Below are 22,280 nucleotides of genomic sequence, written 5' to 3' on the forward strand. Positions count from 1 at the left end.
CGACGGGCAACCACCGCGGTCAGTGAGCTCTGCAACCACCTCACCACCACCGAGACCCGCTACCCGGGCTCGAACCGAATCCTACGATTCGAGATCAAATGACGGCAGCGCCACTCACAAATTAAATGACCATGTCAGGAGTCCTGGGCCTGGGCTACATGAAAGTTCTTTTCCGGCAGCAGCGAATCCAGGTTGTAACCCGACACCCGGCGCGGAATCTCCGGATACCCCTGCCGTACGGCGTCACCGCAGCGGCTGGCCAGTTCCCGCAACTGCCGGTAAATCTCCCCCGTGCGCCCGCCGGAACGGACAATGTCCGCATACTCCTGATCACTGGTCCCGCCAACCTCCATTCGCGTCCCGTCGGGCAGCATCACCTCCAGCGCCAGGACGTTATCCACCGTCTTGCCGGTCCGCTGCGCCGTGGCCCCGCAGGAATTATTGCCGATCATCCCACCGAGCGTGCAATGGTTGTGCGTGGCAGGTTCCGGACCGAAACTGAGGCCATAGCTGCCCACCTGGCCATTGAGCTCGTCCAGCACGATGCCCGGTTCCACCCAACAGGTACGTCCTTCCGGGTCCACGGAAATCAGAGCGTTGACGTATTTGGAAAAGTCGATCACCACCGCGGTGTTGGTGCACTGACCAGCCAGGCTGGTCCCGCCGCCCCGGGACAGGACTGGAGCGCCGTGGTCCCTGCAAACCAGCATGGCCTGCGCCGCAGCCTCCACCGTCTGCGGCACGACAACGCAGATGGGAATCTGGCGGTAATTCGAGGCGTCGGTTGAATAGGCACCCCGGGAGCCCGCGTCGAAACGGACCTCGCCCTGAACCCGAGCCCTCAAATCCCGCTCGAGGCCAGCCAGGTCAAGACCGGATGACGTTTCCGCTGGATTTGCCGGTCGAACCACCGGCGCTGGAAGGTCAACGCGGTTCATGGACGGTCCCGGCTGGATTTTGCGGGCGGCCCGTTCCGGGCATTCGGACCTGTTTCAGCCGAGGGTGGACCACACGTTCTGCGTGGGCTTCGTCCATGTCCGCCTCCCATGGCGGTCGCTAACTGCTGTCCGCTTCCCTTCTACCCGGCAGCCGGACAGCCTGGCCGGCAATTCAATTGCGTTCAACTTAGCATTGCGTCTACGCAAATACCAGAGTGTCGGTCGGCAGTCCCCGGTCGGGGAACTTCGGGCGGCAGCGGACCGCCCGGGTGCACCATGGCAGGTGCACCCGGGCGGACGTGGAGGAAATTACTTCTTTTCCTCGAGTTTCAGTGCGAGGCCAATGGCGAAGAAGGTCGGAGCCCAATGGCCAACGAAGATTCCCCAACGGTCCGATTGAGCTTTATCGCGGCTGTCTTTGGCTTGGCTGGAAGCCCAGGCGATGAAAGACAAAGCGATGGAGGCGAAGCCGCCCGCATAGGCGTATTCACTTTTAATGCCCATATCGTGAAGTTTTTCAATCATGGTGACCACCTTTGGATTGACGTTACGGATGTGCCTTTCCAGTCTGGCATGAGCGGGACGTTTCCGTGGATAGATTTTTCCCAAAATCGGGACCATGCATCGGTTGCAGCAGCCCTGCAACTGTCATTTGCGGAACTTTCCGGTCCAGTATCTGCCCACCGTCGGGCGCTAGGGCCCGCGTTCCGTTTCCGGGGGCCGCGCCTCATGGTGCGCAAGGCCGTGCGAGCGGCGATCTTCCTTCATTTCGGCCTCGAAGAGGTGGCGCTTGCCGTCCAAGAGTTCCCTGCGGGCCTGCTTTTCCGCAGCCTTGAACGCGCTGTAGTAGCCGTCGTCGTAATCCTCTATGATTTGGAACGTCCAGCGACCGCTGATGACATTGCGGCCCACAATATCCCGGTCCAACATGTCCGCCAACTGGCTATGTCCGGCTTTGCGGAGCAGTCCAACCGCCTCCCCCAGCGCCAGATCCGCGGTACCCGTCAGGCGGTGAAATCCGTAAAGGTAACCCCGTGCGTGTTCGACAACTTCCAGGGCCTCGGACAGCTTGCCCAGCGCCTCGACCGTCGCGTCCGTGACGCTTGGTGGACGTTGGTGAGGGGCATCGGGGCCGTCGAATGCGGAAGTTGCCATGGTGCTTACGATATACGCCGCGGTCGCGGATGGGCAGCGGTTCCTGATGAGCAGGCAGCAGTTCCCTACGGACGGCCGCCAGCGGGGCTATTTCATCAGGTCGCTCATGACGGGCGCGTTGGCGTCATTGCCTGTCATCGGCGCGATGCCCCAGGATTGTTCGATGGTGTGCAGAAGGGAATAGTGGTTGTAAGCCACCGCCGATTTAAATGACCTTCGTGCCGCCGGTCCGGCGAAAATGGCCAAAACTTTATTGCTCGCTTTGTCCCCTTCGTCCCAGGTCACCACCAGGAGGGAATTCTGGGTGCTGAAGGCAGGCGAGGCCAAGATGGCGGGGACCTCCCGGGAGAGCCACTCATCCCCCGTCTGCACCGGGCAGTCGTGCATGTCGCTGCACAGATCAGGACTGATGAATGCATAGTCCGGAAGGGTGGCGGCGGACCCCAGATCCTGCTCCAGCTGTGTGAAGGGCACGACATGCGCCGCACACGATGCGTTGTCCCTCGTGATGGACGGATAGTACATGAACGGGTTGTGCTTGACGGCGTACCGTCCGGCGTTCCCGGCCGTGCACGGAGCGGGCATGCTTTCAGCGTACATCTTCCAGCTGCGGCCGGATTTTGCGATCGCATCCCCGACATTAGGCACCCGTGCTGTACAAGCCCCACCGGGCGGATTGCAGTCATTGGTTATGCCGGCATTCGTGCCACTGGTCAGTGCCAGATAATTGGGCAGGCTCGGATGCGTGATGGCCTGGTAGTTCGTTGCGAGGGCATATTCGTTGGCCAGCTTATTGATGTAGGGAGCAGAACTGCTGCCCAGAATGTGCGATGCTTCCTTATTTTCCTCCACAATGATCACAACGTGGTCGAGCCCCGGGCCGCTGACCGCTGGAGCGGAGTCCTGCGGCTGCGGGGCGGGCTCGGAGTCCGACGACGACGGTCTCGGGCCGTTGCCCGCTGCCGGGGCACACCCTGCGGCGATCACCGCCAGAACCGCGGCCGCCAGGACAACCGCGCTGCGCCTCCCGCTCTGCCCATTCTTCACCAGCACTGCCTTTCCAAGCCCTGTCCCGCAGCGGTTCCAGCGCCCGGGCGGTTCGCCGACAGCATGCTGCCGGCGTCCGTGTCCAAGGAATCCATTACTTACTGGTCGGCGGATTGACCTTCGCCGTGGCTATGGCACCTGACCCGTTTCCCCACGAGTCAAGAATCTTCTGGTAATCACCGCTGCCGATCAGCTTGTTTACCGCTTTCGCCACCAAATTTGCCAGCGGAAGGTCGTCCTTTGCCACGGCGATCCCCACGGGTGAGGCACCATAGACGTCCCCCAGGGCTTGGAGTTTCCCATCCGTCTGCGCTATCGAGTAAGCCACGACGACGGATCCGGCAGCCATCGCGTCCACGCCGCCGGTGACCAATCTTGTTGTCACATCTGTCTGGTTCTGCAGCGAAACGACCTTGATCGCAGGCTTTCCAGCGGATTTACATTTGGCGTTGCGGCCGGAAATATCCGGATTCTCCTGGAATGTCCCGGTCTGGACTCCGACGGTCTTTCCGCACAAATCGTCAAGGTTGATGTTCTTGGGGTTGCCTTTGGCAACCGCCCACTGCGTTCCGGCCTGGAAATAGCTGACGAAGTTAACCGCCTTGCTGCGCTCTTTCGTGATGTAGAACGACGAGACGCCCAGATCGTACTTCGGGCCGAGGGAGGGCAGGATGCTGGCAAAGGCAGCTGTTTGAACATCGACCTTCAGTCCCAGCGTGGCACCGATCGCTTTGGCGATATCGACGTCGTATCCAACCGGAGTCTGTCCGTCCGCACCGCCAAGGGACTCGGCCGGGGCATAAGTGGTGTCCGAGCCGATGGTGAGCGTGCCCTTGGATTTCATGTCCGCCGGGACCTGTGCGGCGAGGGCGTCGTCCTTGGGAACTTCAGTGGGACTAAAGCTCGCCGCTCCGGAGGGTGCGGCGCCACCGGTGTTCTGGGAAGCCGTGGTGCAAGCCGTGAGGGCCATCAGGCCAGCGGCAAGTACAGCGGTGAGTTTCAACGCTAGGGCGGGCTTTGGAGGCATCATGGACGTACTTTCTGCTGGGGAATTAATGGCATAGCTAAACTCCTTGCTGTATCCGACGCAGGGCTACCTCTGCCAACCAGGCTGCAGCGTCGGGCAGGACAGAATCGTCAAAAAGAGCGTTCGGGGAATGGTTGGAGGCGGCCGACGACGGGTCAACCTGGGCGCAGGCGCTCAGGAACAGATAGGCGCTTGGCACTTCATTGGCGATAAAGGAAAAATCTTCGGAGCCCGGTTCCGGATTTGGCATGGCGCGATAACGTCCTGCGCCAAACAGGTCAACAATCGTCCGATGCGCCAAGTCATATTCCGAGGCGTCGTTGGACATGACCGGATACACCTCCCGGTAGTCCGCCTGGACCTGCAGTCCGTGGGTGGCCGCAATGCCTTCGACCACACGGACGCTGCTTTCCCTGATCTTGGCCCTCGATTCGACGCTGAAGCTGCGCACCGTCGCCTCAAAGGCGGCCTCCGCCGGAATAATATTGTCCCGAGTCCCACTGGCGATCTTGCCAACCGTCAGGACAACGGGATCGAACACGTCAAAAGACCGCGTGACCATGGTCTGCAGTGCTGTCACGGCCTCGCACAGCGCCGGAATGGGATCGTTCGCCAGGTGCGGCTGCGAGCCGTGGCCGCCGGAGCCGATAAATCGCACATGTAGTTCGTCCGCTGCGGCCATCTGGGGACCGGGGCGCCCGAACCAGACACCACATGGATGCCCCGCCGAAAAAACGTGCAGGCCGAAGGCCGCATCAACGCGCCGGCCCGCAACGTCCAGCAATCCCTCCTCGATCATCGGTGCCGCGCCACCGGGTCCCTCTTCTCCGGGCTGGAACATGAAAACCACATCGCCGGCGAGTTCATCCCTGAGCTGGTGGAGGATCCGAACGGCGCCCAGCAGCCCCGCAACATGCAGATCATGGCCACAGGCGTGCATGAGCCCTGGATGTCCGGATTTGTAGTCCAGACGGTTATCCTCCGCCACCGGCAAGGCATCCATGTCCCCGCGCAGCAGCACCACCGGCCGGACGGCTCCGGCTGGCTGAGCCCGGCCGCGCAGCACGGCGGTTACCGACGAAAGGCTCTTGCCGGTTGTGACCTCAAGGTCCAAGCCGGAGAGCGCATCGAGCACCCGCTGCTGTGTCATCGGAAGGGTGTTGCCCAACTCGGGAATCTGGTGCAGTTCGCGCCGGAAGCTGGCCAGCTCCAGCGCCATGGCCAACGCCAGTTCCCGGGTGCGGGCCCGCGTCTGAGCTGCAGGTTGGGTCAAGGGGTTCCGCTTCCGCTAAGGTGATTGCCGATAAGGAAAACCTACACGACCCCGTCCCGGGACGGTGCTCTTCGCTTTAGTGTTGCCCTCCTGCCGCTACGTTGGGCGGAAAGCCTCCCCGGCCGGTGTCGTCGTCGCGCTCTGCTGAACTCTTCGTGTCGCTCTCCGCCGTACCGTCCGAATCGCCGTCAATATCGGCGAGGCCGTTCGTCTGGTCAAAGGGATGATCGATGGGCCCGTCCCCGGCGGGCTCGGATCCCTGATGATGACCTCCCACTGCGTCCTCTGCCGTGATGAAACGGCCGGACTCTCCGCTGGGTGATGGCCGCACCGGCACGTCCGCAGTATCTGCAGTGTCCTTGTTGTGCGCGACTGCCACGGCGGCTGCGGCAGCTCCGGCGGCAGCCAGCCCCACGCCGGCAGCGACCTTCCCCGACACCCCCGCCTTACCACTGTCGCCCCGCGATGCGGCCGCATCTTCGACATCCGGCGATCCGGCGACGGCACCGTTGTTGATCGACCCCCGCCATGCGCCACTGGCGTAGCCCTCGTCCTCGATAAATGCCTTGAACCGGTTCAGGTCACCCTCGGCCTGTTTCTCGATCACGTTCAGTTTGTCGCCGATTTTCTCCGTCACGCCTTCCGGCTCATAGTCGAGGGTGAGACGCAGCGACGTTTGGCCGCCGCCAACGTCCTCGAAGGAAACCGAACCCGCATTTGTCGCACCCTCGACCGCTGCCCAGGCGACCATGCGATCCGGAATCTGCTCCACGATTTTCGCCTCCCACCGGCGGCGGACGCCGGCGATTTCAGCGACCCACTCAAAACGGTCATCGCTGAGATGGGACACGCTTTTAACGCCGGCCATAAAGTGCGGGAAGTCCTCGAACTGGGTCCACTGGTTATAGGCAACGCTCACCGGAACGTTCACCAGTACGCTTTTCTCTACTTTCGTGCTCACAGCGTCTCCTTTGACTAAAACAACTGGGAATGACGAAAAGGAATGGAATCCGTCAGTATGCTTACCTTACGCCGGTCCCCTGCTTTCCGGCCATCACCGCAACTCCGGTTCGCAGCGGACGGGTCACACGCGGCCCGCGCCGGGGCGCACCCGGGAAGCCAACCACCTGGCGCGGCGCGGGGCATGACACAAGGACAAAGTCCGTGACATTGCGTTCGACGACGACGGCACGCGCGAAGGCGCAATGGGCGGGAGCGGAGGCGTAATGAGCACGCGCGAAGGCGCAAGAGGCGGGAGCGGAGGCGTAATGAGCACGCGCGGCGGCGCAACCGGCGGGAGCGGAGGCGCATTGTTCCCCTGCGGCGGTTGTGCCGAAGCGTCAGCGCCGTTGCGGCGGAGTTTCAACATGCTGGCGGACAGCCGCGGTGGTGCGCTCGATATCCTCGGTTGCCAGCAGATCCAGCAAGGCGCCGCGAAGGACGGCGAGCACCAATGTCCGCCGCGCCCGGCCGGCTGTGCTGACACGTTCGGCCGGCGGCTGGGCTGCCGCCAAAACAGCCATCCAGTCCTCGACCGTTGCGCGGGCAAAATCGGCCCATACGCCCTCGGCATCAGCCAGCGACCGGGCATATCCTTCAACCCAGAGCGTCAGCAGGGCCCGGTGCTCGGGCATCGACAGCCATGACCAAACTTGCACGGCGACGACCTCCAGCCCGGGCGGATGCTGTGTCCCCGCCGGACGCAAGCGCTCCAGGAGCGCCAATTCGTCGGCGCGGGCCCGGTCCAGCAGCGCCCGCGTCAAGCCGTCCTTGCTGCCGAACAGGAACAGCAGGACGCGGGGGCTGGAACCGATCGCCGCGGCAAGCGGGCGCAGCGAAAGATCCACCAGGCCGTGGAGAAGGACGTATTGGTAAGAGCGTTCCAGCAGGTCCAGCTTTCGGACCGAAGGCATTGATTCCAAGCCACTCACGCTATTAGTATGACACGACTGAAACAGTCGTTTCAGTCGTTCCGGGACGCCGTCTCCACCAGGAGAGAACCTGCCATGAGAGCAACCCAAAAGGACCAGGAAGTTGTCCGCCGGATCGGCCATCCGGGCGATCTGGGCTGGGTGGTCCTGGCGCACGGAGAACTTTACGCGCAGGAATTCGGCTGGAATTCCGAATTCGAAGCCCTCGTGGGCCAAATCGTTGCCAGCTTCGGCACGAGTCACGATGACCGGCGCGAGGCGGCCTGGATTGCCGAGCTGGACGGTCGCCGGGTGGGATGCGTTTTCTGCGTGGCGAAGATTCAACCACAGCCAAGCTGCGCATTCTGCTCGTGGATCCCGCGGGACTTGGGCGCGGGCTGGGGCGCCGCCTGGTCGATACGTGTGTTGAGTTTGCGCGGCAGGCCGTTACCGGCGCATCACTTTATGGACGAACGATGTTTTGACAGCCGCACGGAAAATCTACCAGGATGCCGGGTTCGAGCTCGTCGATGAGGAGCACCATCAAAATTTCGGCCATGATCTGGTTGGCCAGAACTGGACCCTAAATCTGCAGCAGTCTTAAGGACAACGACGACGACGACGGCCGGCAGGTCAAGTCCAGCCAGGTCAAGTCCAGCCAGGTCAAGTCCAGCCAGGTCAAGTCCAGCCAGGTCAGGTCCGGCCAGGTCAGGTCCTGCCCTTGGTCCGTGCCGTCGCCGGCGCCGTCCAAGGGTCCTCCGGCCAGGGATGCTTCGGATAGCGGCCTCGCATCTGCGCCCGGACCTGGGCATAAGGTCCTGACCAGAAGGAAGCCAGATCGTCGGTCATGGCCAGTGGCTGCCGGGCCGGTGAGAGCAGGTGGAACAGCACCAGAACCCTTCCATCCGCCAGCCGCGGCGTCCGGGCCCAGCCGAAGCACTCCTGCAGCTTAACCGCCACCACCGGCCGGCCGCCGTCGTCCGCCACGTCCGGGTAGGCGATCCGCACCCGCGATCCGCTCGGAACCTCCAGCCGCTCCGGTGCGAGCTCGCTCAGTCGGGCCGCTTCCGGCCATGGCAGCAGCCGCCGCAGCGGCTCAGCCAGATCGATCCCGGCGGTGCCCGCCCCGGCTGCCAAGGCCTTCAGTTCCGGGGCCAGCCACTCTTCCAGCCGGGCCAGCAGGGCCGGCTCGGAAACGTCCGGCCACGGGGCGCCCAATTCCCGGTGCAGCAGGCCGAGACGACGCCGCAGCGCGTCCGCTGCGGCGGACCAGCCAATGATCTTCAGCCCCTCCTGCTCCAGCGCACGCGCAACGGCGGCCTGTCCCTCCACAGCGGAGGGCCGAACCGGCGTGGACGAGAGCACAATGGCTCCAAGCCGGCGTTCGCGCCGGGCCGTGACCCGGCCCTGGCCGAACCGCGCCTGCACCGTATCGCTGCACAGATGCCGGGCGGCTGCCTCCGCGGTGTCCGCCGTGAGCGGCGCCGCGGAACGGATGACGGCGCCGGTTCCGGCCGCGTCGCGGCCCTGTGCCCGCGTCACCTCGGCGATGGCCAGCCACTCGTGCCCCGACAGCGGGCTGCCCGCCGGCAGCCCGGCCCGCGTGCCGGAGGAGAGCAGGTAGCTCTGCCGCCCAGCCCCAGGCACGAGTCGTGCCACCCGGTCCGGAAATGCCAAGGCGACGACGAATCCCACTGCCTCCGCCGAAGCCACCTGCCGGGCGGCACGGGACGGCCCGGCGATATGCGATGGCACGTCCGCCGGTTGCGGCACTGCGATGTGCGATGGCACGTCCGCCGGGGACGGAACCTCGGCTGGCTGCGGCACGGCGATTTGGGACAACCCTGCGGCAGAGCCAGTCCGCCGAGCTATCGCCTCCATCCGCCGGACGTCCTCGATCCAGCGCCGCGATGCCGGTTCCTTCCCGGTCCGCAAAGACGTCAACAGCGTTGTGAGGTCAGCTCCGGGGGCGCGCTGATCACTGGAAACCATCGCGACGGTCTCCGCCGCGGTGCGGTGGCCCACGGCCGCAGCTCCGTCCAGCAGGGCGCGGGCCAGCCGGGGATCGGCGGGAATACCTGCCAGTTTCCTTCCCAGTCTCGTGGCCAGACCATCCGAGCCAACGGCGCCGAGATCGCGCAGAAGTTCCATGGCCTCATCCATAGCGGCCCGTGGAGGAGCATCCGGCAGCGTCAGCCCCCGGCCTCCGGGAGATCCCCAACAGGCCAGCAGCAGGGCGGCTTCGGTCAAGTCGGCGGTGGCAATTTCCGGGGTTCGGTGTTCCGGCGCAGCGCCAAAGGTTTTCTGGTCGTAGCAACGGACTACCCTCCCGGGCCCCTGGCGCGCGGCCCGGCCGGCACGCTGGTCCGCGGATGCGCGCGAGCAGGAGACTGTCACCAGCCCCGACATGCCGCGGGTGGAGTCGCGCCGCGGCTCGCGGGAAAGGCCCGAATCGATGACCAGCCGGACCCCGGGAACGGTGAGGGAAGATTCGGCCAGCCCCGTGGAGACGATGACCCGCGCGGACCCGCCGGGCAGCCGGGCACTGACTGCGCGGTCCTGTGCCGCCGGGCCAACCTGGCCGTGCAGTTCCAGTACTTCGATGCCCGGACCGACCAGCCCGCGCAGTCGAGCCGCCACCTGCATCACCTCCCACGCCCCCGGGAGGAACACCAGCGCGTCAATGTCCGCATCGGCAGCAAGTGCTCCGGCATATTCGGCAGCGGCAGTGTCCGCCACATGGTCCAGGAACCCTCGTGCCACTCCTCCTCCAGCAAGCCGCGGTACCGCCGCCGGCGCCCAACGCACGTCTAGCGCAAAGAGAGCGGATGGACTGTCGACGACGGCGGCCGGCCCTTCGCCGTCGTACTGTCCGATCAGGGCGGCGAACCGCTGCGCGTCCAAGGTTGCGGACATGGCCACGAACGTGAGGTCACCACGGAGCTGGCGGACCTCGCCGAGCATCCCGAGCAGCAGGTCCGTCTCGAGCCCGCGTTCGTGTACTTCATCCAGAACGACCGCGTCGACCCCTTCCAGCCCCGGATCGGCGAGCAGGCGGCGCAGCAGGATTCCCGGAGTGACGAACTCGATCAGCGTCGTTGGCCCGGTCTGGCGCTCCCCGCGAACGGTATATCCCACCCGGACCCCGAGCAGGCTGCCATCCAGGGCGGCAAGACGCCGGGCCGCCGAACGCGCTGCAACACGGCGCGGCTGGGTCACCACGATGCGTGGCGGGGCTCCACTCCCCCGCTGCCCGGCCCCGGGGGCGGAACTGGCACCGGAAGGGACACCGGTGCCGACAGCCCGGCTGGCTGCGGAACTGGCGCCGGAACCAACACCGGTGCCGGCGGCCGCAGCCCTGGCGCTGGCCGCCATGTTGGCGAGCAGCGGCGGAACGAGGGTGGTTTTTCCCGCGCCCGGTGGCGCCTGCACCACCGCCGAACCTGGCCCTCCGCCGGCGCGCAAGGCGTCGGCGAGCAGCGGCAACGCAGTGGCAAAGGACAGACCCACACCGAGGGCGGCCAAGTCGAAAAGCCCATGGGTGCACGCGGAGTCCAAGGGTTCGAGCGGAGAGGCCACGCATCCATTGTGCCCGCACTTTGGACGCCAACTATGCCCCGGTGACGCCGGCGAGCGAATCCGGACGCTTTTGGCGGCAGCGGGGGACCACTCCCCCTCCACAAGCGGCGCCGCCCACCCGGCTGTGCACCTACGGTCATGAGCTCATTCCGCCGGCTGCCCTCAGCTGGCAGTCTCTTCTTGGAAGGGAGCAGACAGATGGAAGATGGACAAGACGGGCAGCCGATTGTGGCGGAGTTGGAGAGCCAGATGCGCTTAAGCTCCATCCTTCTCACTGCGGCGTGGCCCGGCGAATGTCTGGTCTGCTATGTCATGCGCATGCTCGAGTTTGGCTGCCGCGGACTGGGCTGGACAACTCGGTACCGGGACGAGCACGCGCCGCACGCCACGGCCTTGGCCCGGCGCCTGGGAGCCATGGGAGCGTACTGCGATTGCGAAATTTTCCTGAACGCCTATGAGCCAAATCCGGTCCACTTTGCGCAGGACGAATTCGGGGACGTGATTGAGCAACCCATGCCCGTCTGCCGGGGCGTTCGGAAGAATTCCGTCCAGCCGTGCGGTCTATGGCTCAGAATGCGACGGTATTAATTTGACCGTCCCGACCTGTATTGAGCTGGCCATCCCCACCGGTGGAATCGTAGAACTGAATCAGAGGCAGGGAATCGATTGCCTCGGATCGGCAAGCGGCTCAGGTCGACTAGGCTTTGCCATACGGTCTCGAGTTTGTCGGGGCCAGCGGACGAGGGATGTCGTACCCGGCGAGACAAGACGACATTGATGGAAGGTCGTTGTGGGACAACTCATTCAAATAATTGGATCACTGTTGGTGCTGGCAGGATTCGCCCTCGCCCAGTGGGGATTCCTGGACCAAAAATCTGTTCGTTACCTTGTCCTGAACACCATCGGTTCAGCCGTCCTGGCGGTCAACGCCGTCTTTGGATCGCAATGGGGATTCCTGCTCCTGGAAGGCGTGTGGGCGATCGTGTCCGCCATCAGCCTCGTCAGCGTCCTGTCCCGGCGGAAACCAGTCACGCCCGAACCATAGGACGCTGAGCGCCGCGCGCCGAACCTTCGGCGACCGGCCGGACGGCGCCGGGCCTTCGGTGGACAGCCGGACTGCGCCGGAAGCGGTGGTGATCGGCGGGGGTATGGCACAGTTGAAACATGAAATTACGGCCGAAGGATCCTGCGTCAACTGTCCGTCCAGTTTTTCGCTGTGCGGTCCAGTTGGGAAGCGCCTTGCACGGTCTGCGGACGCGGCTGGCCAAGCACTGGAACAGCGTTCCGCAAGTGGTCGCCTACCCGTCCTACGGAACCACCACGCGTATGAGGGTTCTGGGGCGGGTCCTGCTGGCAACCCAGCCTGTTTCCGGAAGTCGGGCAGAACGTGCGGCCAAATCCGGAAACCAAAATATCCGCGGCTGGCGCGCGTTCCTCGGAGTCCCCATCCAAAACGCCGACGTCGAGATTGAGGTAGGCGGCGTCGTACACCGTGTGCAAGCAGATCTGGGCGGACTGGTGGACACGGTGGTGGATGTACAGCTGGAACCTGGCTGGCACACCGCCGCCTTGAGTGCGGCCGGCACCGAACCCGCGCAGGCCCGGATCTTCATCGCCGATCCGGATACTTCATTCGGAATCGTTTGCGATATTGATGACACCATCATGGTCACCGCGCTGCCGAGGCCCTTCCTGGCCCTCTGGAACACGTTCGTGCTCAGCGAAAGAGCACGAACGCCGACGCCAGGCATGGCCGTACTGATGGACAGACTTGCCATCGAGCACCCGGATGCCCCGGTAATCTATCTCTCCACCGGGCCTTGGAATGCGGCGCCGACCCTGGAACGTTTCCTGGGCCGAAACATGTATCCGTCCGGCGCGTTGCTGCTAACGGATTGGGGATTGACGCAGGAACGATGGTTCCGCAGCGGCATCGAGCACAAACGCAGCAACCTCGAACGCCTTGCCCGTGAATTCCCTTCCATACGCTGGCTTCTTATCGGTGATAACGGCCAGCATGACGAGAAAATTTACACGGAGTTCTCCCGCCTTCATCCGGAGAACGTTGCGGCGGTGGCCATCCGGCAACTGTCCCCCGGCGAAGCCGTTCTAGCAGGAGGAACCTCCCACGACGGCGGCGCCAGCAGTGCCACCGATGGCGGCGCTGCTGGCGGTGAACCGGCGACGATCCGATTTGCGTATGCACCCGATGGGGCCAGTCTGGCCAAGCAACTTCGCCAAGCGGGCGTCATCTAGGAAAACGGCCGCCGCTCGCCGCACCTGTTGGTTTGCAGGGACCTTGTCAGCGCTTCAGCAGGTCTGCATGGTGCACCGCAACGACATTCGGGTGGGCGCGAAATCGATAGCGCAGGGCGTTGTCTCCGTAGGTTTCCAAAATTGGACTGTTCGTTGGATCCACCGACAGGCCGCGCGCGTCGGCAAGAAACTCCGGGCTCAGCGCGAGCTGCGGCATTGTTGCGTCCAGCGCCGGATTGTAGAAGAAAGGGAGCGAGATCCTGTCGGTGCCGCGAAGCGGAGAGATCACCCGGTGCAGCGTTGCCTTGAGGTAGCCGTTCGTTGCCAGCTCAAGCATCTCGCCTATGTTGACCACAAATGTTCCGGGCACCTGCGGCGCGTCGATCCACTGTCCTTGGTAATCGACCTGAAGTCCGCCCTTCCCGGGCTCCACCAGCAGCAGCGTCAGCACTCCTCCGTCGCGGTGCGAGCCGACCCCCTGCTTTGGTTCCGGGTCGGACTCCCCCGGATACCGCACCACCTTGAGCAGTGGGAAAGCCCGTGCGGCGAATGCCTCGTCGAAGGTGTCCTCAGGCGCTCCGAGCGACACCGCCAGCGCCCGCAGCAGTGTGAGTGAGATGGTGCTCAGTTGCCGGGTCCACTCCGAAACAATGTCCCGCATTTCGGGCAGCGCATCGGGCCACAGGTTGGCCCCTTCGAGGCGCCAATAATCGGCGACTCCCGGACCCGGCTCTATCGCCTCCCGTTCGACCCCGATGTCGATCTGCTCGCGCCAGTCAACTTCACCGTCCGTCAGTTCACCGCCGACACGCGTGTAACCCCTGAATTGCGGGCTGTGGACGTTCTCGACCGCAAGCTTCTGTTCCTCACTGAGTTCGAAGAAACGCCTGGAGACATCCAGCATTGCGTCTGTCAGTGACTGCGGAACGCCATGACCTGCCAGGTACAGGAAACCCACCTCGTGCATGGCATTTCGCAGGTCCTCCCGAAATCGGGATGCTTCCTCCGCTCCGGCAGCCAAGCGCGAGTAGTCAAGTACGGGCAGTGTTTCGAGTGGCATCGTCTCTAGTCCTTTTCGTCGAACTTCGCAAGCTAACCTCTGTAATTACCCCAATGTTACGGAGCAGGAGGGACCGGGGATGCATCAACATGTCGAAATATGTCGTTCAGTTCCTGAATGCCCGGTCAAGCGATCTTCGGGGGCGGGTATTTACATCTGCAATGAGTGCGTAGGCGCCTGCAACGACCTCCTCGACAAGGAAAACCTGCCTGCGCAGAGAGCGGCAGAGGATGCGGAGCTCGTCTATTGGGACGGACTGACTGATCAACAGATCCTTGATTGCCTCCTTAAGATCGATGCAGTTGCGACCCAGGTTAAAGCTGGTCTGCTGGCATTGGTTCGCCGCCTCTGGCTCCGGGGAGAAAGCGCGGGGAGCCGTACGCGCAGCCGGCCTCCATGACGTCGGCATCAGCAGCGACGAAACCACGGCCACCCTTGTCGACCTGTTGTTCGACGAGGGGGCCACGGACGGCAGCCCACCCCTGGCTGGAAAAGTCATCGCCGTCCAACTGCACGGCTTCACCGATGTTAAGCAGCTGGATCGGCTGCGGGCCGCCGGGGCCACCGTGCTGACGGTCACGCCATACCGCTGGGTGCGCCGGAGGGCGAAAATCTGCTGCCCAAGCTCGTCGACGCGGTCTGCCGTCGCGAGCTGGACATTTTGACGTTCACCAGCGCCCCAGCCGTGGATGCGCTTTGGAGCACCGCGCACGAAACGGGACGCTATGAGGCACTCGTCGAAAGCTTCAGGACCTCGGTTGTCGCCGCCGCTGTAGGGCCCGTAACTGCCAAGCCCCTGCTGGACGCCGGAATCACGCCGCTGGTTCCGGAACGGTTCCGGATGGGCGCGCTGATCCGCCTGGGCTGCGAACACCTGGAGCGGACCGGCGTCCGCAGGGTGCACTCGCAGGCCGGAGAGTTGGAACTGCGCGGGCGCGCGCTGCGCGTCAACGGTGTCCGGTTGGAGTTGGCGCCCGCGCCCCTGCTCGTCGTGCGTGCCGTGATGGAGGCAGCGGGATCAGTGCTCCCGCGCGAGTCTCTGGTGCGGTTATTGGATCAGGGTGGTGCCGGTCACGCGCTGGACATGACAGTCAGTCGGCTGCGCGCGGCCCTTCCGGACGGCGCAGCTATAAGCCGTTGACAAACCGGGCGGCTAGGCGTATTACGGGCCGTATCGGTTCATCCGCGGGCCGCAACCTGTGGGCCTGCAGGTTGTAAGGAGCAGGAAATGACAGTCGCAATCACCATGGAATTTCAAGGTGGCACCTTGAAGCAGTACGACGACGTCATCGCCAAGATGGGTCTCGTCTCCGGCGGGCCGGGCGCGCCGGGTGGAATCTCACATTGGGCTGCGGAGACCGAAGCCGGAATTCTCATTACGGACCTTTGGCAGTCCCGCGAGCAGTACGACAAGTTCGCCAAGGAGCAGATCGGCCCGCTCAGCCAAGAGGCAGGTATTCCCTCAGCGCCCAAGGTCACCTACTACGACGTACACAGTTACTTCACGCCGGGACCCGACACCTGACCGCCGGCTCACTAAACAGCGGGAGATCGAAGTCCGCCGCGTCGGTCAGCTCAAACGCAGGTGTCAGGACCGCAACGGTTCATTTGCCCAGCCTGGGGAAGAACCGCTGAGCCGGCGGAGCCACCTTCTGGTTATTCCATCAGGACGGCGCGATCCCGCGCAGCGTCAATCCTGTCCTGGAATTCGACTTCCGTCAGGTTGGCGGCCGCCCGTATTTCCGTCACGTCCCGCTCTGCGGCGATAGCATCGGCGATCGCAATATCGAGCCCGAGCGTGGCCCTGTCGACATCAGCTGCGAGGCTTTCGAGATCTGCTGCGGCAGCCCACACTTGAACCAATGGTTCGTCCATTCCTGCGTCCTTCTGGTCTACGAAATTTTTCCTCAACTCCTGTCCGTCGGAGCTGCGGCGACGAGCCCTGCGTCTTGAGCCCGCCTTTAGTTTACAGTGTAAACCGCCCGGAACGTCAACAGCTGGTCGAGGGCGGGGGCTCGGTGCGTTGCTGGGGGAACGTAGACTGGTCCCATATGCAGGGAAGGAATCCTCTCCATGGCAGACTCGCTCCAGCAGGAGAATATACAGCCCGACGACGAAGAACACGGTCTCAACCGTAACCGGATCCTGGACGCAGGAGCGGCTTACATCGAAAATTACGGCTTACGGCAACTCACCATGCGTAAGCTCGGCGCGGAGCTCGGCGTTGAGGCCATGGCCCTGTACCGCTATGTTCCTTCGCGGGACGACCTCATGGACGGCATCGTCGAGCGCGTGATCAACGATCTGTTCCAGGACCCCGAAGTTCCCGGCGACGCCGCCAATGGCTGGCAGGACTATCTCATTCGATTGGCCCATGGGCTGCGTCGGCTCGCCCTCACCCACCCTCAGGTGTTCCCGCTGATCGCGACCAGGCCGCCGGAGGCCCCGTGGATCCGGCCACCGCTGCGCAGCCTGCGGTGGACGGACTCGTTTCTGGCCGCCCTAACATCCTCGGGCTTCTCCGACAAGCCGGCCGTTGCCGCCTACCGCGGCTTCAGCAGTTTCCTCCTGGGTCACCTGTTGCTTGAGGTTGCATCACATGGGGCGGACATCGGACCCGAAGAGAGCGCGGATCCCTCGAAACCTCGGTCGGCGACAGATCTGACGGCCTTCCCGCATATCCATAGGATGCAGGCGCAGCTGTCGGAGGACCGGTCAGCCGAGGAATTCGAAGAATCTTTGGAAGTCCTGATCGAACGTATCGGGCTGCTGGCAGAGTCCTAAGCCGCTGCGGCGGATCCCCTTTAGCGCCAGGGCCTCGAGGTTCAACGACGGCGACTGGCAGAGCCTGTCTGCCGCCCCCGCCTGCGGCACGGCCGAGCCCGCAGGCCATGGACCGGTCATGAAGCCCAGTCGGCGTTCCCGTACGGTCCGCGGAAATGGGCGCGAAGATACTCCCCCACAACCGCTGCTCCGAGGTCCGCAGGGTCGGGCGCGACGACGCGCCCGTCGATTCGGCGGGCCATTCCCTGCACAAACCGGTCCAGACCGGGGTCCTCGCCAAGCCGAAAGAACGTCACCTGGGTGCCTGCCTGGCCGAGCCGGTCGAGTTCGGTCACCGTGACCCGGATTGTTTCCGGTTCGGGCGGCCAGGAGAACCACGCCTCACCCTCCGCCGTCAGGTGCGCGGTGGGCTCTCCGTCGGTCACCACGAGGAGGACGGGCTGCATTGACCGGTGCTGGGAAAAGAAACGGTGGGCCAGCAGCAAACCGTGATGCAGGTTCGTTCCCTGCGTACGGACCGCCGGCAGGGCGGTGAGAGCGCCGATGTCCATGGACTGCGCATAGCGGCCGAAGGTGATCAGCGCCAGCCTGTCCCCACGGAACCGGGTTGAGACGAGGTGGTGCAGCGCGAGCGCGGTGCGTTTCATCGGCAGCCACCGCCCCTCGGCGGCCATCGAGAATGACACGTCGACGAGCAGGACGACGGCGGCCTGGGTACGTGCCTCCGTTTCCGTCACTTCAATGTCCCCCACCACCAGGCGCAGGCCGGAACCAGGGTCACCGCCGTCGGCGATGGTGCGGCGGATGGCGTTGGTGATGGTGCGCGTGACGTCCCACGGCTCGGCATCGCCGAATTGCCACTCACGGCTGGAGCCGGTCTGCTCACCGGCGGCCCCGGCAGCACGGGTATCGCGGCGCCCCTGCTGGCCGGACAGCTGCTTGGCGGTGTCCCGCAACAGCGACTTTCCAAGCCGCCGCATCGCTTGGGGGGATAACTGGAGGTCGCCGTCGGCACCATGCCGCAGGTAGCCCCCGTCCTGCATTGCGCGCTCGATCTCGGCGAGCGTGCGTGCTGAAACCGCAGCATCGGGTCCGAGTTGGCGGGCCAGCGCGTCCAGATCCAGCTCGTCCAGCCGTGATCCGTTGTAGGACTGGGAGAGCTGTTCGGCCAGCTCGTCCAGGTCGGCAAGGTCCTGGAGCACGCCCGTGCCGTCGCCCAGCCCGAGTCCCTCCTGACCCTCGAAGCGTTCGGATCCGCTCCAGTCCTCGCCGGGGCGAAGGGCGCGCAGGCTCGAATCCAGCTGGTCGAGCTGGCTCATCAGCTCGGGCGAACCGAACGCCTGGGACGACAGCCGCATCAGTTCATCGCGCTGCTCCGCGGACATGGATTGCAGGAGGCGTTGGGCCGCGGCGGCGCGCCGCGCGAGGGCATCAATCAGCTCCTCGACCGATTGTGGATCCTCCGGAAAGAAGCGGCCGTGCCGGCCCATGAACTCCTGGAAGTCAGCGTCGGTGTCCTCGCCGCGACGGTGTTTGTCGAGCAGTTCGTTGACGTCGGCCAGCATTCCGCTCACGGCCGCACGGTCCTCGTCAGTGGCACTCTCAAGGGCTTGCTTCATACCAGCGAACCTCTGGTCAAGGACCTCCCTGCCCAGCAGGTCCTTGATCCGCTCGTAGGCTTCCCTGGCGGTGTCCGATTGCCAGTCGTAGGAGGCGAGCTCATTGACCGCCGCTGCCGTGGAATCGGGCAAGCTCTGCAGCTGCATCTCCCGGAATGCCCGGTCGGTGTTGTCCATTTCGACGTCGCGGGCGAGCTGCTTGCGCTCCGCCAGCACCGCCATGTCCAGAAGCTTCCGGACCTCGTTAAGGGTGCCATCCAGCCGGTGGTGGCTGAGCAGATCACGGCGGCGCTGCTGGACACGGCCGGCGAGGTCGTCCAGCCCCTCCCGGTTCCGGCCACCGCGCCGCAGGAACTCCTGCAGGGCCCGCTCAGGCGAGTAGCCTGCCATCACGTCCTCGGCGACCGCGTCCAGCGCCTCGGCCAAGTCCACCGGCGGAGCGAGCGGGTCGGGCCCTCCGGCATACCGGCTGTACCTGGAGGACCGGTTGTGAGCGGCCATGTTGCTGCCTCTTCCTTTCCCTTTATCTAGCCGTAGATCGTCTCCCCGTCGCCGGACTCCTTGGAGATCCGCCGGGCGAGGTAGAGGCCTTCCAATGCCAGTTCGATGGCGGCTGCACGCTGCCCGTCGTTCGTCGCGTCCAGCCGCGCCCCGATCTCATCGTAGAGGCCGGAACCATTAAGGGAAGGAAGGTTTTCGAGGAACTCCCGCGCCGTGACTTCTTCGCCGGTGGTCACGGTCATGTGGCCGTCGAGCGCGGCAACAAGAGGGCCGAAGTCGAGACCACGGTAGTGCACGCGCACGGCTTCGGCGGTGGCTGTGCGCAGGAGGTGATCGAGGACCGCTTGTTCACGCCCCTCCTCCCCCGATTCGAACTCGATCTTGCCGGTGAGGACTTCAACTGCGCTTTCGAGGTCGACGATCCGCGCGACCGCCGTGTCCTCCCCGCGCACGGTGGCCCGACGCAGGGCCGCAGCGGCGACTGTTTCGGCGCCGGCGATGGCGAACCGCGCCGAGACGCCGGAACTCTGGTTGACGGACGAGGACTGCCGCAGCGCGCGGGTGTAGCGGGCCAGGATCTCCAGCAGAACGGGCGGGACGTCGGAGACCAGCCGCCCCTCCTGCGCGATGACAGCGACCTCGTCGTCCAGCTCTATGGGGTAGTGCGTGCGGATCTCGGCGCCGAAGCGGTCCTTCAGCGGGGTGATGATCCGGCCGCGGTTGGTGTAGTCCTCGGGGTTGGCAGACGCGACCACGAGGACATCGAGCGGCAGCCGCAGCACGTATCCCCGGATCTGGATATCGCGCTCCTCCATCACGTTGAGCATGGCAACCTGGATCCGCTCGGCGAGATCGGGCAATTCATTGATGCCCACGATGCCGCGGTTGGCGCGCGGAACCAATCCGTAGTGGATGGTTTCCGGGTCCCCGAGCCGGCGGCCCTCGGCAACCCGCATCGGGTCCACGTCACCAATCAGGTCGGCGACGGAAGTATCCGGGGTGGCGAGCTTCTCGACGTACCGTTCCGAGCGGTGGCGCCACGCCACGCGCAGTTGGGCCCCCTCAGCGAGCGCCCGGACCCGGGACTGCTCCGTGATGGGTTCATACGGGTGCTCGTTCAGTTCCGATCCCTCGATCACCGGCGACCACTCATCGAGCAGCCCGACCAGGGTGCGCAGGAGCCTCGTCTTGCCCTGCCCGCGCTCACCGAGCAGGATGACGTCGTGGCCGGCAATCAGGGCGCGTTCCAGCTGGGGAAGGACGGTCCGGCTGAAACCGAAGATCCCGGGCCACGGGTCGCGGCCCGCGGCGAGCGCGGCGAGCAGATTGTCGCGGATCTCCCTGCGCAGGTCCTTGTGGACATGGCCGGCTGCACGCAGTTCACCGACGCTGAAGAGTTCGGGACGATCATTCACACCCCCACGTTAGTCCTTGCGGGTGCGGTGAATCGAGAAAGATCAGCACAATCTGGAAAGTGCAGTGAACCGTACATGGAATTCTTTCTGGTTCCGGCAGGCACAAAACTGTCAAAGCACTTACGCTTGATGCTGATGACTGCAGCAACGCCGTCGGCACCGCCAACACGGCTAAGCACCCTGCTTCTCCTGGTGCGGCATGGGGAGACGCCCACGACGGGTACGGTGCTGCCCGGGCGCGCTCCGGGACTGCACCTGTCCGACCGCGGCCGGGCCCAGGCCGAACGGATCGCGGAACGGCTCGCTGGTCTTGCGGTTGACGGCATCTATTCCTCGCCGATGGAGCGCGCACGCGAGACGGCAGAGCCCACCGCGGCCCAAACCGGCCTGGAGGTTCAGCAGAACGTGGGCCTGAACGAGTGCGACTTTGGCGAGTGGACCGGCGCCGCACTAGCCAAAGTCGCGGCCTTGCCCCAATGGCAGACCGTACAGCAGAGCCCATCGGCCTTCCGCTTTCCAGGCGGAGAGAGCTTCGTGCAGATGCAGGCTCGAATGGTGGAGACACTCGAGGCGCTGTGCGCCGCCCACGCCGGGGGCGTCGTCGTCGGCTTCTGCCATGCCGACCCGATCAAGGCCGCCGTCGCCCACGCCCTTGGCACGCAGTTGGACCACTTCCAGCGGATCGTCATCAGCCCGGGTTCGGTCTCGGTCATCTCTTATGCGCCGGGCCAGCCACCCGCCGTCCTCATGGTCAACTCAACCCAGGACCCATTAAGTGGGCTGAGGGCGTCATGACAGAGCACGAACCGTGTCCCGGCCGGGAGCTGACTCTGCTCGCCGAGGGCCACGTCGAGCTGCTTGGGCGCATCCTGCACAGCACCAACGCAACATTCCTCGTCCAGGTCTCCTGCCGCGACGACGCGGCATGGGCGGTCTACAAACCGGAGGCCGGAGAGCGGCCGCTGTCCGATTTTGAACCCGGACTGTACCGGCGCGAACGCGCGGCCTACCTTCTCAGTGAGCGCCTGTCGTGGGGCATTGTCCCGGCGACTGTGATTCGTGAGGACTGCCCCCTGGGCAGCGGATCGCTGCAGTGGTTCGTTGACAGCGACGTGCGCGAGCACTACTTCACCCTGTACGCGGACGCCCCGGAAACCCATCGTGCCTTGGCACAGATGGCCCTGTTCGATTACATCGCCAACAACACCGACCGCAAGAGCGGGCATGTGCTGCGCGATCCCGACGGGCACGTGTGGGGCATTGATCATGGGCTGTGCTTCTCGGCAGGCTTCAAACTGCGCACCGTGATCTGGGACTTCGCCGGCGACCCCATCCCGGATGCCCTGCTCGAGGACATCTCCCCGCTCGCCGACGCAGTGCCTGACGGCGTCGCCGAGCTCGTCGACGATATGGAGGTCACCGCGCTGCGGCACCGGGTGCAGCGGCTGCTGCGTGAGCCGGTGCTGCCGGTCGACCCCACCGGCATGCGCTACCCCTGGCCGCTCGTGTAGCCGGCAGGACCACGCACCCGGCCGACCGCAGCCACCGACGCTGGACGCTGCCGATAGCCTAGATGAATAATTCCAAGGGTCAGTGATCGTAGGCGGTCATGGAGCGACGCACAGCTTGGCCGATCCGATCGTTGTGCCAGATCGCTGCGGTCAGGGCCAGCAGGCGTTGGACGACGCGGGCGGTGACGCCGGCGGGTGTCCGCCC

At 64.7% G+C, this 22,280-nt stretch carries 22 protein-coding genes, 2 pseudogenes and 1 riboswitch; of the genes and pseudogenes, 9 read left to right on the forward strand and 15 right to left on the reverse strand.

The features are described from left to right. Positions 1–134: 134 nt before the first annotated feature. The 8 genes from IV498_RS15660 to IV498_RS15695 form a co-directional block, all read right to left on the reverse strand. On the reverse strand, positions 135–938 hold the full coding sequence (locus IV498_RS15660) for an FAD-binding oxidoreductase (RefSeq protein ID WP_269048025.1): 804 nt from the start codon (positions 936–938) through the stop codon (positions 135–137). A 309-nt stretch (positions 939–1,247) separates the two neighbouring features. Further along, complete coding sequence (locus IV498_RS15665) at positions 1,248–1,463, reverse strand: hypothetical protein (protein WP_269048026.1); 216 nt, start codon at positions 1,461–1,463, stop codon at positions 1,248–1,250. Positions 1,464–1,631: 168 nt separating this feature from the next. Then, positions 1,632–2,093 (reverse strand): hypothetical protein, encoded by a 462-nt coding sequence (locus IV498_RS15670; RefSeq protein ID WP_269048027.1) that lies wholly within the window; start codon positions 2,091–2,093, stop codon positions 1,632–1,634. An 87-nt stretch (positions 2,094–2,180) separates the two neighbouring features. Beyond that, the gene (locus tag IV498_RS15675) at positions 2,181–3,140 is read right to left on the reverse strand and encodes an alkaline phosphatase family protein (RefSeq protein WP_269048028.1); all 960 of its coding nucleotides are present in this window, start codon (positions 3,138–3,140) and stop codon (positions 2,181–2,183) included. 94 nt (positions 3,141–3,234) lie between these two features. Beyond that, on the reverse strand, positions 3,235–4,170 hold the full coding sequence (locus tag IV498_RS15680; protein WP_269048029.1) for an ABC transporter substrate-binding protein: 936 nt from the start codon (positions 4,168–4,170) through the stop codon (positions 3,235–3,237). Between the two features lie 34 nt (positions 4,171–4,204). Next, entirely contained in the window at positions 4,205–5,386 is a 1,182-nt protein-coding gene (locus IV498_RS15685; RefSeq protein WP_269048043.1) for a M20 family metallopeptidase, read from the reverse strand. A 130-nt stretch (positions 5,387–5,516) separates the two neighbouring features. Further along, positions 5,517–6,401, reverse strand: a complete 885-nt coding sequence (locus tag IV498_RS15690; RefSeq protein ID WP_269048030.1) for an SRPBCC family protein — start codon at positions 6,399–6,401, stop codon at positions 5,517–5,519. Positions 6,402–6,780: 379 nt separating this feature from the next. After that, positions 6,781–7,353 carry a TetR/AcrR family transcriptional regulator gene (locus tag IV498_RS15695; RefSeq protein ID WP_269048031.1) on the reverse strand — a complete coding sequence of 191 codons (573 nt, stop codon included), beginning with the start codon at positions 7,351–7,353 and terminating at the stop codon, positions 6,781–6,783. A gap of 93 nt (positions 7,354–7,446) precedes the next feature. Between IV498_RS15695 and IV498_RS15700 the strand changes: the two genes are divergently transcribed. Beyond that, positions 7,447–7,884: a hypothetical protein gene (locus IV498_RS15700; RefSeq protein ID WP_269048032.1), complete on the forward strand. Its 438-nt coding sequence runs from the start codon at positions 7,447–7,449 to the stop codon at positions 7,882–7,884. A gap of 49 nt (positions 7,885–7,933) precedes the next feature. On the opposite strand, the gene IV498_RS15705 is transcribed toward IV498_RS15700, so the two are convergent. Continuing rightward, complete coding sequence (locus IV498_RS15705) at positions 7,934–8,101, reverse strand: hypothetical protein (RefSeq protein WP_269048033.1); 168 nt, start codon at positions 8,099–8,101, stop codon at positions 7,934–7,936. Continuing rightward, positions 8,059–10,929 (reverse strand): ATP-dependent RNA helicase, encoded by a 2,871-nt coding sequence (locus tag IV498_RS15710; RefSeq protein ID WP_442951364.1) that lies wholly within the window; start codon positions 10,927–10,929, stop codon positions 8,059–8,061. Before IV498_RS15710 ends, IV498_RS15705 begins: the two co-directional genes overlap by 43 nt. A gap of 249 nt (positions 10,930–11,178) precedes the next feature. Between IV498_RS15710 and IV498_RS19110 the strand changes: the two genes are divergently transcribed. The 3 genes from IV498_RS19110 (at position 11,179) to IV498_RS15720 (ending at position 13,185) form a co-directional block, all read left to right on the forward strand. Further along, positions 11,179–11,517, forward strand: coding sequence for a DUF2695 domain-containing protein (locus IV498_RS19110; RefSeq protein WP_442951365.1), 339 nt, complete (start codon positions 11,179–11,181; stop codon positions 11,515–11,517). Between the two features lie 123 nt (positions 11,518–11,640). After that, positions 11,641–11,707, forward strand: a riboswitch (guanidine-III (ykkC-III) riboswitch). Between the two features lie 12 nt (positions 11,708–11,719). Continuing rightward, positions 11,720–11,974 (forward strand): CBU_0592 family membrane protein, encoded by a 255-nt coding sequence (locus IV498_RS15715; RefSeq protein WP_269048034.1) that lies wholly within the window; start codon positions 11,720–11,722, stop codon positions 11,972–11,974. Positions 11,975–12,168: 194 nt separating this feature from the next. Then, positions 12,169–13,185 (forward strand): App1 family protein, encoded by a 1,017-nt coding sequence (locus tag IV498_RS15720; RefSeq protein WP_269048035.1) that lies wholly within the window; start codon positions 12,169–12,171, stop codon positions 13,183–13,185. A gap of 46 nt (positions 13,186–13,231) precedes the next feature. Here the strand turns inward: IV498_RS15720 and IV498_RS15725 are convergent, their stop codons facing one another. Further along, positions 13,232–14,245: an isopenicillin N synthase family dioxygenase gene (locus IV498_RS15725; RefSeq protein WP_269048036.1), complete on the reverse strand. Its 1,014-nt coding sequence runs from the start codon at positions 14,243–14,245 to the stop codon at positions 13,232–13,234. 356 nt (positions 14,246–14,601) lie between these two features. On the opposite strand from IV498_RS15725, the pseudogene IV498_RS15730 reads away from it, so the two are divergent. Together IV498_RS15730 and IV498_RS15735 are read left to right on the forward strand one after the other, a co-directional pair. Then, positions 14,602–15,386: pseudogene (locus IV498_RS15730) on the forward strand (uroporphyrinogen-III synthase); the annotation flags it as partial. Positions 15,387–15,473: 87 nt separating this feature from the next. Further along, positions 15,474–15,770: a hypothetical protein gene (locus IV498_RS15735; RefSeq protein WP_269048037.1), complete on the forward strand. Its 297-nt coding sequence runs from the start codon at positions 15,474–15,476 to the stop codon at positions 15,768–15,770. A gap of 131 nt (positions 15,771–15,901) precedes the next feature. On the opposite strand, the gene IV498_RS15740 is transcribed toward IV498_RS15735, so the two are convergent. Continuing rightward, complete coding sequence (locus IV498_RS15740) at positions 15,902–16,120, reverse strand: hypothetical protein (RefSeq protein ID WP_269048038.1); 219 nt, start codon at positions 16,118–16,120, stop codon at positions 15,902–15,904. A gap of 198 nt (positions 16,121–16,318) precedes the next feature. Between IV498_RS15740 and IV498_RS15745 the strand changes: the two genes are divergently transcribed. Next, positions 16,319–17,029, forward strand: coding sequence for a TetR/AcrR family transcriptional regulator (locus IV498_RS15745; RefSeq protein ID WP_269048039.1), 711 nt, complete (start codon positions 16,319–16,321; stop codon positions 17,027–17,029). 116 nt (positions 17,030–17,145) lie between these two features. Here IV498_RS15745 and IV498_RS15750 read toward each other — a convergent pair whose 3' ends face one another. Further along, a complete protein-coding gene (locus IV498_RS15750) occupies positions 17,146–19,149 on the reverse strand; it encodes a vWA domain-containing protein (protein ID WP_269048040.1) in 2,004 nt (667 codons plus the stop codon). Between the two features lie 26 nt (positions 19,150–19,175). Next, positions 19,176–20,564 (reverse strand): sigma 54-interacting transcriptional regulator, encoded by a 1,389-nt coding sequence (locus IV498_RS15755; protein ID WP_269048041.1) that lies wholly within the window; start codon positions 20,562–20,564, stop codon positions 19,176–19,178. Between the two features lie 129 nt (positions 20,565–20,693). On the opposite strand from IV498_RS15755, the gene IV498_RS15760 reads away from it, so the two are divergent. Next, on the forward strand, positions 20,694–21,359 hold the full coding sequence (locus IV498_RS15760) for an MSMEG_4193 family putative phosphomutase (protein ID WP_269048045.1): 666 nt from the start codon (positions 20,694–20,696) through the stop codon (positions 21,357–21,359). Then, complete coding sequence (locus tag IV498_RS15765) at positions 21,356–22,075, forward strand: SCO1664 family protein (RefSeq protein WP_269048042.1); 720 nt, start codon at positions 21,356–21,358, stop codon at positions 22,073–22,075. The genes IV498_RS15760 and IV498_RS15765 overlap by 4 nt, the downstream gene beginning before the upstream one ends. Before the next feature lie 79 nt (positions 22,076–22,154). On the opposite strand, the pseudogene IV498_RS15770 reads toward IV498_RS15765, so the two are convergent. After that, positions 22,155–22,280: pseudogene (locus IV498_RS15770) on the reverse strand (IS982 family transposase); the annotation flags it as partial.

Origin of the sequence: Paenarthrobacter sp. Z7-10 (assembly GCF_026932795.1) — a bacterium.
GTDB lineage: Bacteria > Actinomycetota > Actinomycetes > Actinomycetales > Micrococcaceae > Arthrobacter_M.

Excerpts from the sequence above, each read along its gene's own strand:
- IV498_RS15660 (WP_269048025.1), bottom strand. The coding sequence starts at position 938 with ATGAACCGCGTTGACCTTCCAGCGCCGGTGGTTCGACCGGCAAATCCA.
- IV498_RS15665 (WP_269048026.1), bottom strand. The coding sequence starts at position 1,463 with ATGATTGAAAAACTTCACGATATGGGCATTAAAAGTGAATACGCCTAT.
- IV498_RS15670 (WP_269048027.1), bottom strand. The coding sequence starts at position 2,093 with ATGGCAACTTCCGCATTCGACGGCCCCGATGCCCCTCACCAACGTCCA.
- IV498_RS15680 (WP_269048029.1), bottom strand. The coding sequence starts at position 4,170 with ATGATGCCTCCAAAGCCCGCCCTAGCGTTGAAACTCACCGCTGTACTT.
- IV498_RS15685 (WP_269048043.1), bottom strand. The coding sequence starts at position 5,386 with ATGGCGCTGGAGCTGGCCAGCTTCCGGCGCGAACTGCACCAGATTCCC.
- IV498_RS15695 (WP_269048031.1), bottom strand. The coding sequence starts at position 7,353 with ATGCCTTCGGTCCGAAAGCTGGACCTGCTGGAACGCTCTTACCAATAC.
- IV498_RS15700 (WP_269048032.1), top strand. The coding sequence starts at position 7,447 with ATGAGAGCAACCCAAAAGGACCAGGAAGTTGTCCGCCGGATCGGCCAT.
- IV498_RS19110 (WP_442951365.1), top strand. The coding sequence starts at position 11,179 with ATGCGCTTAAGCTCCATCCTTCTCACTGCGGCGTGGCCCGGCGAATGT.
- IV498_RS15725 (WP_269048036.1), bottom strand. The coding sequence starts at position 14,245 with ATGCCACTCGAAACACTGCCCGTACTTGACTACTCGCGCTTGGCTGCC.
- IV498_RS15735 (WP_269048037.1), top strand. The coding sequence starts at position 15,474 with ATGACAGTCGCAATCACCATGGAATTTCAAGGTGGCACCTTGAAGCAG.
- IV498_RS15740 (WP_269048038.1), bottom strand. The coding sequence starts at position 16,120 with ATGGACGAACCATTGGTTCAAGTGTGGGCTGCCGCAGCAGATCTCGAA.
- IV498_RS15745 (WP_269048039.1), top strand. The coding sequence starts at position 16,319 with ATGGCAGACTCGCTCCAGCAGGAGAATATACAGCCCGACGACGAAGAA.
- IV498_RS15750 (WP_269048040.1), bottom strand. The coding sequence starts at position 19,149 with ATGGCCGCTCACAACCGGTCCTCCAGGTACAGCCGGTATGCCGGAGGG.
- IV498_RS15760 (WP_269048045.1), top strand. The coding sequence starts at position 20,694 with ATGCTGATGACTGCAGCAACGCCGTCGGCACCGCCAACACGGCTAAGC.
- IV498_RS15765 (WP_269048042.1), top strand. The coding sequence starts at position 21,356 with ATGACAGAGCACGAACCGTGTCCCGGCCGGGAGCTGACTCTGCTCGCC.